General features: G+C 69.7%; 7 protein-coding genes and 2 pseudogenes. 5 read left to right on the forward strand and 4 right to left on the reverse strand.

Annotated features, from left to right (window positions below; genetic code table 11):
• A pseudogene (locus A5646_RS29915) lies at positions 1–366 on the forward strand (hypothetical protein); the annotation flags it as partial.
• A 34-nt stretch (positions 367–400) separates the two neighbouring features.
• Here the strand turns inward: A5646_RS29915 and A5646_RS13835 are convergent.
• Positions 401–1,549: an AI-2E family transporter gene (locus A5646_RS13835; protein ID WP_067022101.1), complete on the reverse strand. Its 1,149-nt coding sequence runs from the start codon at positions 1,547–1,549 to the stop codon at positions 401–403.
• Between the two features lie 179 nt (positions 1,550–1,728).
• On the opposite strand from A5646_RS13835, the gene A5646_RS13840 reads away from it, so the two are divergent.
• Complete coding sequence (locus A5646_RS13840; protein ID WP_067022108.1) at positions 1,729–2,958, forward strand: YbhN family protein; 1,230 nt, start codon at positions 1,729–1,731, stop codon at positions 2,956–2,958.
• Here A5646_RS13840 and A5646_RS13845 read toward each other — a convergent pair.
• On the reverse strand, positions 2,955–3,494 hold the full coding sequence (locus A5646_RS13845) for a hemophore (protein ID WP_067022103.1): 540 nt from the start codon (positions 3,492–3,494) through the stop codon (positions 2,955–2,957). The two genes, A5646_RS13840 and A5646_RS13845, sit on opposite strands and share 4 nt — an antisense overlap.
• A 349-nt stretch (positions 3,495–3,843) precedes the next feature.
• Here A5646_RS13845 and A5646_RS13850 point away from each other — a divergent pair, with 349 nt between their 5' ends.
• Both A5646_RS13850 and A5646_RS13855 read left to right on the forward strand, forming a co-directional pair.
• A complete protein-coding gene (locus A5646_RS13850; RefSeq protein WP_067022105.1) occupies positions 3,844–6,888 on the forward strand; it encodes an MMPL family transporter in 3,045 nt (1,014 codons plus the stop codon).
• Positions 6,885–7,436 carry a hypothetical protein gene (locus A5646_RS13855; RefSeq protein ID WP_066872104.1) on the forward strand — a complete coding sequence of 184 codons (552 nt, stop codon included), beginning with the start codon at positions 6,885–6,887 and terminating at the stop codon, positions 7,434–7,436. The genes A5646_RS13850 and A5646_RS13855 overlap by 4 nt, the downstream gene beginning before the upstream one ends.
• Position 7,437: 1 nt before the next feature.
• Here the strand turns inward: A5646_RS13855 and A5646_RS13860 are convergent, their stop codons facing one another.
• On the reverse strand, positions 7,438–8,121 hold the full coding sequence (locus tag A5646_RS13860) for a hypothetical protein (protein WP_067022107.1): 684 nt from the start codon (positions 8,119–8,121) through the stop codon (positions 7,438–7,440).
• 7 nt (positions 8,122–8,128) lie between these two features.
• Complete coding sequence (locus tag A5646_RS13865; protein ID WP_066872097.1) at positions 8,129–8,809, reverse strand: hypothetical protein; 681 nt, start codon at positions 8,807–8,809, stop codon at positions 8,129–8,131.
• A gap of 41 nt (positions 8,810–8,850) precedes the next feature.
• On the opposite strand from A5646_RS13865, the pseudogene A5646_RS13870 reads away from it, so the two are divergent.
• Positions 8,851–9,315: pseudogene (locus A5646_RS13870) on the forward strand (peptidase M13); the annotation flags it as partial.

Raw genomic sequence — 9,315 nt, forward strand, 5'->3', positions numbered from 1 at the left:
GCGCAGGGCGGCCCGGGCGCACCCGGCCGTGACCGGCCGGCCGACCCACGCCCCGCCACCAATTCCGCGCCGCCGCAGACCCCCCACCGGCCACCGGCCACCGGTCCGGCGGCACCGCCGTCCGGCGATCAGACGCGGGCCATTCCGGTGCCCGGCAACCGTTCCGAGGACGGTGACGCCGCCGAACCCACCACCGCCCTGCCGAAAATGCGGTCGGAGGGCTCAGGCCCGAATGACCCGAACGCGGCCAGCGAGCAGGTGAACGCGCACGAGCAGAACGAAAACGGCGACCCGGCCCGGCAACGCCGACGCTCCGGCGGCGGACTGTCCGCGCAGGATCTGCTGCGCCGCGAGGGACGGCTGTAGCCGGTCACCCGGCGCAAGCGAAAAGTCTTGGGCCTCAGCCGGATGCGTTCTCGGGCTGGTCCGGTTCGGCCTGCAGGATCGCGGTCTGCTCGTCCGCTTCCTCGGTCTGTTTTTCGGCTTCCGCCTCTGGGTCCGGTGCCAGCAGCACGTGGATCGCATTGTTGAGGAATGCGACGGTCGGGACCGCCAGCAGGGCGCCGACGATGCCGGCCAGCACGCCGCCGGTAGAGATGGCGAGCACCACCCCGAGCGGGTGAATCGAGACCGCGCGGCCCATCACCAGCGGTTGCAGCAGGTGAGCCTCGATCTGGTTGACGGCGATCAGCAGGCCCAGCGTGATCAGCGCGTACACGATGCCCTTGGCCAGCAGCGCGACCACGACGGCCACCAGGCCCGAGACCAGGGCACCGACCAGCGGGATGAATGCGCCCAGGAACACGACCGATGCCAGCGGCAGCGCGAGGGGGATGCCCATGATCGCCAGACCGGTGCCGACCCCGGCGGCGTCGGTCAGCGCCACCAGGAAGGTGGCCCGCACGTATCCGATCAGCGATCCGTACCCGGCGTTGCCGGCCTCGTGCACCCGGTGCCGCACGTGCGACGGGACGATCTGCACGACGTACTGCCAGATGTTGCGGCCGCCGTAGAGGAAGAAGATCAGCGTGAACAGCACCAGCACCGCCGCCGTGACGAGCTCGGTGACGGTGGCCGCGGTGGACAGCGCGCCGCTGGTCAGCTTCGCCTGATTGTTGTGCAGCGCCTCGATGGCGGCGTTGCCCGCGCTGTCGATCTGTTCGTTGCGCAGGTGCGCGGGCCCGTGGATCAGCCAGCGGCGCGTCGACTCGATGCTGTGGGTCACTTGTTCGGTCAGGCCGGGCAGGCCGTCGATGAACTGCAGGATGACGAACGCCAGGATGCCGCCCAGGATGGCGAAGCCACCCAGCAACACCAGCGCCACCGCGCCACCGCGGGGCATGCCGCGTTTGTCCAGCCAGTCCACCACCGGCACCAGCAGCGCGCTCAGCAGCAGCGCCACCAGCACCGGAACGACGATGACTTCCAGCTTCTGCACCACCCACAGCAGGGCGAGCACGGCGATCAGGATGACGAGCAAACGCCAGGCCCAGGCGGCGGTCTTGCGGACAAGGGGTTCGACCGAGGCATCGTCGACGTTTGCTGACATTGGGCCAGCCTATCCGCAGCGGGGCGCCGTCAAACGTGTCCCGGCCGTGTCCGCGCGCGCCTGCGCGTCGCCCGGAGTCATCACCGTCGGCACGATCCGGTTACGACCCCGGAACGTCCGGGACACGGTAGGCGATGCGCAGCGATCCCGGCGCCACCTGCACCGTTACCCTAAATCACGTGCCGCACGACGCACCCGCCGATAAAACCACACCTCCGCGGGAGGTGCTCCCGCCTTCTTGCGCGGGCGAGACCCCGCGCGGGAAGTACTGGTGGGCGCGCTGGGTGATCCTGGGCGCGGTAGCGATCGTGCTCGCCGTCGAGGTTTCGCTGGGCTGGGATCAGCTGGCCAAGGCCTGGATGAGCCTGTACGAGGCGAACTGGTGGTGGCTGCTCGCCTCGGTGGCGGCGGCGGCCGCGTCGATGCACAGCTTCGCCCAGATCCAGCGCACGTTGCTCAGGTCGGCGGGCGTGCATGTCAAGCAGTTGCGGTCCGAGGCGGCCTTCTACGCCGCCAATTCGCTGAGCACCACGATGCCCGGCGGGCCCGTGCTGTCGGCGACCTTCCTGTTCCGCCAGCAGCGGCTCTGGGGCGCCTCGACGGTGGTGGCGTCGTGGCAGCTGGTGATGTCGGGCGTGCTGCAGGCGGTGGGGTTGGCTTTGCTCGGCCTGGGCGGCGCCTTCCTGCTGGGCGCGAAGAACAACCCGTTCTCGTTGCTGTTCACCCTCGGCGGCTTCGTGGCGTTGCTGCTGCTGGCCCAGGCCGTCGCGTCGCGCCCGGAGCTGATCGACGGCATCGGCAGCCGGGTCCTCGCGTGGGTCAACTCGGTTCGCGGCAGGCCGGCCGAGGCCGGCCTGGACAAGTGGCGCGAGACGCTGATGCAGCTGGAGTCGGTGAGCCTGGGCCGGCGCGACCTGAGCGTGGCGTTCGGCTGGTCGATGTTCAACTGGATCGCCGACGTCGCCTGCCTGGGGTTTGCCGCCTACGCCGCCGGGGACCACGCCTCGGTGGCCGGGCTGACGGTGGCCTACGCGGCCGCCCGCGCGGTCGGCACGATCCCGCTGATGCCCGGCGGGCTGTTGATCGTCGAGGCGGTGCTGGTGCCCGGCCTGGTGTCCAGCGGGATGTCGCTGCCCAATGCGATCTCGGCGATGCTGATCTACCGGCTGATCAGCTGGCTGCTCATCTCGGCGATCGGCTGGGTGGTGTTTTTCTTCGTGTTCCGCACCGAGAACGTCACGGACTCCGACGAGGACCCGATCACCGGTCCGCTGCCCGTCGTCCCGCTCGCGGGCAACACCGCGGCCGACCCGACCGAGGCGGCGCTGCAGGGGCCGTTACCGCCGGACCGGAATCCGGCAGATCAAAACCCGGCCGATCGCAATCCGGAGACGGACGGCCAGCCCTAGCCGACGGTGTTCCCCCGCGGCGGACCCGGGAGCGGGTTGGTCGCCGCGGGCGGCGACGCCGGGGCGCCACCGGTGGTCCCACCCAACGGCGACGCTGGCGCGGGGTTCGCCGGCAGCGCGGGCAGCCCACCGGCCGCGCCCTGCGCCTGCTGGACCATGCCCAGCGCCTGCGGGATGGAGATCGGCAGCTTGCACTGCAGCGACAGGCTGGTCAGCGGCTGGGCGATCGACGTCATGTCGCCGGCCACCTTGGGGTTGGCGTCGAAGTAGGACTTCAGCCCGTTCACCGACTGCGGACCCGCCTGCTGCTGGAGCATCGAGGTCATCGTCTGGTTGGTCTCCGGGTGCGAATCAAGGTAGTCACCCATCGACTTGGACACCGAGCCGATCGTCCGGGCGACCTCGCTGGCCGCGCACGGGTCGTTCGCGCCGGTCGCCGGCGCGCCGGCGAACACCGCCGCGGCCGCTCCGGGCACCGCGGCGGCGACCAGCCCGGCGAAGATTCTGCGACCCCGTCCAGCGGTGGCTCTCGTCATGGGTAACTCCTTCGAGTTTGCGACGGACCGCCGGATGGGCGCCTCGCAAACGGCTGCAACAGACGGCCCGTTTCAGCGCAGGCATCCCCGAATCCCCCGGGGCCGCGCGGGCCATCCGACATCCTGCCACCGCCGATATCACCGCTGCCAGTCCGAACAAAGCGCCTGACGGGATATGTGATCGAAATCCCGCTTGGTCACCAGTTCACAACGTCTTCGCAGCGTCTTGGCAACAACACCGTCGTCGCAGCTCAGGAACTAGATAAGCCCGCATAATCCACAGCCTGCTGCGGTATCGTCGCCAACACGCGTTACGCGAGAACCGGGGAGCGGAAAAATCCAGCAGTTAATGATGCGCCTCAGCCGCAGCCTGCGTAAGTACCGCTGGTTGGTCTTCACAGGCTGGTTGCTGGCATTGGTTCCCGCCGTCTATCTGGCGCTGACACAGTCGGGCAATCTCACCGGCGGCGGGTTCGACGTGGCCGGATCGCAGTCGCTGGCGGTCCACGACCAGCTCGAGGAGCTTTACCACGATCAGGGCGGGTCGTCGCTGGCGCTGGTGGCCGCACCCCGTCCCGACGCCAGCTACCAGGACATGAACGACGCCGTCGCGCAGCTGCGGCAGATCGCGGCCGGCATCCCCGGTACCACCGAGATCCCCAACCCCACCCAGCGGCCGCCGCAGCCGGACCGGCCCTACGTGCTGTCGGTGCGGCTGGATTCCCGTAACACCAGCGACGTGGCCAAGCAGCTGCGCACCAAGGTCGGTATCAAGGGCGACCAGCCCGGCCAGACCGCCAACGGCCGGGTCCGGCTCTACGTCATCGGGCAGGGCGCGCTGTCCGCCGCCGCCGCGGCCAACACCAAGCACGACATCGCCGCGGCCGAGAAATGGAACCTGCCGGTCATCCTGATCGTGCTGCTCGCCGTGTTCGGCTCGCTGGCGGCCGCCGCCATCCCGCTGGCGCTGGGCGTCTGCACGGTCGTGGTCACCATGGGCCTGGTCTATCTGCTGTCCGCCTACACCACCATGTCGGTCTTCGTGACCTCGACGGTGTCGATGTTCGGGATCGCGCTGGCCGTCGACTACTCGCTGTTCATCCTGATGCGGTTCCGGGAGGAACTGCGGACCGGGCGGCAGCCCCGCGAGGCCGTCGACGCCGCGATGGCCACCTCCGGGCTGGCCGTGGTGCTGTCCGGGATGACGGTGATCGCCTCGCTCACCGGGATTTACGTGATCAACACCCCGGCGCTGAAATCGATGGCCACCGGCGCCATCCTGGCCGTGGCCGTGGCCATGCTGACCTCGACGACGTTGACGCCGGCGGCGCTGGCGACGTTCGGCCGGGCGGCCGCCAAGCGGTCGGCCCTGCTGCACTGGTCGCGCCGCCCCGAAAGCACCCAGTCCCGGTTCTGGAACCGCTGGATCGGCTGGGTGATGCGCCGGCCGTGGATGTCGGCGCTGGCGGCGTCGCTGGTGTTGCTCGTGATGGCGGCGCCGGCCGCGTCGATGGTGCTGGGCAACAGCCTGCTGCGCCAGTTCGACTCGTCGCACGAAATCCGCGCCGGGGTGGGCGCGGCGGCCCAGGCGCTGGGTCCCGGCGCGCTGGGCCCGGTCCGGGTGCTGATCAACTTCCCCGACGGCGGCGCGGCCTCCCCCGAGCACAGCCACACCGTCGGCGCGATCCGCCAGCGGATGTCGCAGGCACCCAACATCGTGTCGGTGTCGCCGCCGCAGTTCGCCGAGGACAACGGCAGCGCGCTGCTCTCGGCGGTGTTGTCGGTGGATCCCGAGGACATGAAGGCCCGCGAGACCGTCGGCTGGATGCGCGCGCAGCTGCCCAAGATCCCCGAGGCGGGCACGGCGCGGGTGGACGTCGGCGGCCCGACCGCGCTGATCAAGGACTTCGACGATCAGGTGTCCAAGACCGAGCCGCTGGTGCTGGGCATCGTGGCGCTGATCGCGTTCGTGATGCTGCTGGTGTCGGTTCACTCGGTGTTCTTGGCGTTCAAGGGTGTGCTGATGACGCTGCTGTCCGTCGCCGCCGCCTACGGCAGCCTGGTGATGGTGTTCCAGTGGGGGTGGCTGAAGGACCTCGGCTTCGCCCAGATCAGCTCGATCGACAGCACCGTGCCCCCGCTGGTGCTCGCGATGACCTTCGGGTTGTCGATGGACTACGAGATCTTCCTGCTCACCCGCATCCGGGAGCGCTTCCTGCACTCCGGGAACACCCGCGACGCGGTGGCCTACGGCGTCAGTACCAGCGCGCGCACCATCACCAGCGCCGCGCTGATCATGATCGCGGTGTTCGTCGGGTTCGCGTTCGCCGGCATGCCGCTGGTGGCCGAGATCGGTGTCGCCTGCGCGGTCGCGATCGCGGTGGACGCCACGGTGGTGCGGCTGGTGATGGTGCCGGCGCTGATGGCGATGTTCGCCCAGTGGAATTGGTGGCTGCCGCCCTGGCTGTCGCGCGTGCTGCCGTCGGTCGACTTCGACCGGCCGCTGCCCGAGGTCGACCTCGGCGACGTCGTCGTCATCCCCGACGACATCTCGGCGCTGGTGGCGCCCAACGCCGACCTGCGGATGGTGCTCAAGTCCGCCGCGAAGCTCAAGCAGCTGGCCCCCGACGCCATCTGCGTGGCCGATCCGCTCGCCTTCACCGGCTGCGGCCGCAACGCCGCCCAGGCGGTCTCCGGCACCGACGAGGACCAGCCCCGCGGCCTGGGTCCCGGGCAGATCCCCCACCAGGTCGCGCTCAGCGAGGAGCGGGTCAGCGTCGGCGTGGGCGCGGCCGACAAGAAACCCGGCTCCAACGGCCACACCAACGGCTCCCTGGCGGCCAAGAAGCTGGTCGGCGGGCTGGCCTCGCGCAACGGCATCGCCAAGGCCATCGCCGGGACCGACCGGCCGGTTCACCCGGTGACGCTGTGGCGCGGACGCCTGTCGGTCGCGATCGACGCGCTGGAGAACGACACCGCCGGGGCCGGCGACGGGCCCGAATACGAACGGCGCAGCCCGGTGGAGACCACCAACGTGCAGCTGCCCACCGGTGACCGGCTGCTGGTTCCGACCGGTGCCGAGACCCTGCGGCTGAAGGGCTACCTGATCATGAGCCGTAACAGTCGGCGCGATTATGCCGACTTTGCAGACATGGTCGATTCATTGGAGCCCGAGACCGCCGCGGTGGTGCTGGCCGGAATGGACAGGTATTACTGTTGTAAATCATCCAGGCGGCAGTGGATTGCCACCCAGTTGGTCCGAAGACTCGCAGATCCCAACCCCTGCGACCACCCGGAAGACCAGGAATCGGATGCCGACGCGGGCTCGGACTGGGAGGAAATCCGGCAGCGCTGCCTGTCGGTGGCCGTGGCGATGCTGGAGGAGGCGAGGTGACGTTGGCACCCGACCGACGCTCCGCGCCGCCGCCCCACCGGCCGGGTCCCGAACAGCGTCAACGCGGCAGTGGGCAGCCCGGGGGACCGACTGGAGGGCCCTTCCAGGACCCCGAGCAGCCGGTGGAGTTCTGGCCGACGGCCGCCATCCGGTCGGCCTTGCAGGGCGGTGACATCGCGACCTGGAAGCGCATCGCCGGCGCGCTCAAGCGCGACCCGTACGGGCGGACCGCCCGCCAGGTCGAAGAGGTCCTCGAGGGCACCCGGCCCTACGGCATCGCCAAGGCGCTGTGGGAGGTGCTCGAGCGGGCCCGCACCCACTTAGAGGCCAACGAACGCGCCGAGGTCGCCCGCCACGTGCGCCTCTTGATCGACCGATCGGGTCTCGCCCCGCAGGAATTCGCGTCCCGCATCGGCGTCACCGCCGAGGAGCTGGACGGCTACCTGGACGGCAGCACCAGCCCGACGGCCGCGCTGATGATCCGGATCCGGCGCTTGTCGGACCGGTTCGTCAAGGTGAAGTCCGCGCGCTCGGCCGAAGCCAACTGATCTATCGCACCGGCAGCACGTCGGCGACCAGCCAGTCGCCGCCGCGCTTGGTCAGCGTCACCCGCAGCGCCGGCGCCGCCTGACTGGGCGGCTGTCCCGGGGTGTTCTGGGTGACCCGCAGGACCACCGCCACGCTGGCGGCCGACGGTCCGAGCGCCTCGACTCCGGCCGAAACGGTGGTGGCCTGGGCGGTGACGTTGTGCTGGGCCAGATCGGCGCTGGATTTGGAGTACTGCTCCTTGAACGCGGCCGCATGCTCCGGGACGATCGTCGCCGTGGCTCGGTCGATGGAATCGGTCGGGGCTGTGGGGCTGAACGACGCCATCGCCTCCGCCATGCCGGTGGCGATCTGAACGACCTTGCGGGAGTCGTTGGTGAAGTCGCTGTCCGCCCTGGTCCAGTGCCTGTAGCCGGTCGCGACGGCGGCCGTGAGCGCCGCCGCGCACAGCAGCACGACCGCCAGGCGCAGCCCCGGCGCGTCGTCATCGGTGCCGACGCTGACCGAATCGCGGCGCAGCAGCCAGAAATTGATCGCCACGCCTTCGACGATCAGCAGGATCAGCACCGAACACGCCGACACCCACCACAGCGGCCAGCCCAGCACCAGCCCGATGGCCAGCAGCGCCGCGATGGCGGCCAGCGGGGCCGCGACGTCGAAGGCGAACAGCCGCCAGATGTTCCTCATCGGATCCTCACCTGATCGAAGCCAATCCGGAGATCATCAGCTTGCCGTCCACGTCGGAGACGTCCAGCCGCAGGTTCCAGTGCACGGTTTGCGGCTTGGCTCCGACGTTTTCGCTGACCGACGTGGCGATCAGCATCACCGAGTCGGTGCGGCTCGCGAACGGCGGCAGCTTGGTGGTGACTATCTCTCTTGGCGGCCCCGCGCCCGCCGGCCGGGTGTCCAGGTCACGGTGCACGGTCTCGATCGCCACCGCTTCGATGCGCCCGGCGCTCTTGGACTGCAGCTTCTCCACGACCGCCTTGTACGGCTGCACGGCGGCGTCGAAGTCGGTGTTGAGTTCCCCGACCGTGCCGTCGTGCAGCCGCTGCAGGCTGGCGTCGACGTTGCCGCTGTTCATGTTGATCAGCACGTTCGCCCACTCCGCGGCGGTCTGCATGGCCCGGCTCAAATAGCCGCGTTCGGCGACCTGGTCGCGGTGGTCGGACCAAATGACGGAGCCGAGCACCACCGCTGCCACCGACAGCACCCCGAGGACCGCGGACGCGACGCCGTAATGGGAAAAGACGCCATCGCTTTCGAATTCGTCCGCGTCGGCGTCGTCGTTCGAGTCCGCGTCGACGTCGGCTTCGGGGTCGACGTCGACGACAGCTTCATCAGCAGGTGCCTCGGTTCGCTCGCCGTCGGACATGGCCCGATCGTTGCACCCGGGAAAGATGGAAGGATGGCGGGGTGACGAATACGGCCATCCGCTCGGGCATCGACCTGAGCTTTGTCGACGACAGCATCCGCCCCCAAGACGACCTGTTCGGTCACGTCAACGGCCGCTGGCTGGCCGAATACGAGATACCGGCGGACCGCGCGACCGACGGGGCGTTCCGGCAGCTGTATGACCGCGCCGAGGAACAGGTGCGCGACCTGATCGTCGAGGCCAGCCGGCAGGGTTCGGCCGCCGGCGACGACGACGCGCAACGCATCGGCGACCTGTATGCCAGCTTCCTCGACGAGGACACCGTGCAGCGCCGCGGCGTGCGGCCGCTGCTCGACGAGATGGCCGTGATCGACGACGCCGCCGATGCCGAGGCGCTGGCCCGGGCCATCGGCATCCTGCAGCGCACCGGCGCCGGCGGCGGCGTCGGGGTGTATGTGGACACCGACGCCAAGAACTCGGCGCGCTACCTGGTGCACTTCACCCAG

It is taken from the genome of Mycobacterium sp. 1245499.0, from assembly GCF_001673615.1.
GTDB classification, from domain to species: Bacteria; Actinomycetota; Actinomycetes; order Mycobacteriales; family Mycobacteriaceae; genus Mycobacterium; species Mycobacterium europaeum_A.